The sequence below is a fragment of the Pseudomonas cyclaminis genome (assembly GCF_015163715.1).
Taxonomy (GTDB): domain Bacteria; phylum Pseudomonadota; class Gammaproteobacteria; order Pseudomonadales; family Pseudomonadaceae; genus Aquipseudomonas; species Aquipseudomonas cyclaminis.
The window spans coordinates 1-532 of sequence record NZ_JADDUM010000348.1; the positions used below are offsets into that span (position 1 = coordinate 1).

Below are 532 nucleotides of genomic sequence, written 5' to 3' on the forward strand. Positions count from 1 at the left end.
CACGGTGCCGAACAGGCCGATAAACGGCGAAGTGCTGCCGATACTCGCGACCACGGCCAGGCCGGTTTCCAGGGAGCGGCGCTCACGTACGATCTGTTGGCGCAGGGCGCGTTCGAGGCGGTCCTGGTGGTTGATCGCCTGGCTCAAGTCCGCCGCGTGAGGCGCCTCGCCCACCTGGATCGCGGCATAACCGGCCTGGGCCACACGGGCCGCAGCGCCTGGCTGCGTTTCAGCCAGTTCAGCGGCCGAATCCAGGCTCGACGCCGCCCAGAACTGTTTGTGGAACTTGCGATCCTGGGCCTTGAGGCGCCCGAACTGCACGCCCTTGAGCAGGGCCAGGCCCCAGGTGGCGACCGAAAAAACCACCAGCAGCCAGATGACCGCGCTTTCGATGGATTCAAGTGGAGATGCTAATGCCATGGTGTGTTCCCTCTGTACAAGTCGCGGCGTGTGCAGCACCCCGCAGCGCAATAGTTAGTGAATCTTGAAGTCGATCGGCACGCTGACCCAGCCGTCCTGGGCCACCTCGCCC

1 protein-coding gene is annotated in these 532 nt (G+C 64.8%); it reads right to left on the reverse strand.

Annotated elements, in window-relative coordinates; genetic code table 11:
• Positions 1 to 420 (reverse strand): MotA/TolQ/ExbB proton channel family protein (locus IQK56_RS30210; protein ID WP_193901960.1); only part of this gene is annotated, 420 nt, incomplete at its 3' end.
• Between the last annotated feature and the right edge of the window lie 112 nt (positions 421 to 532).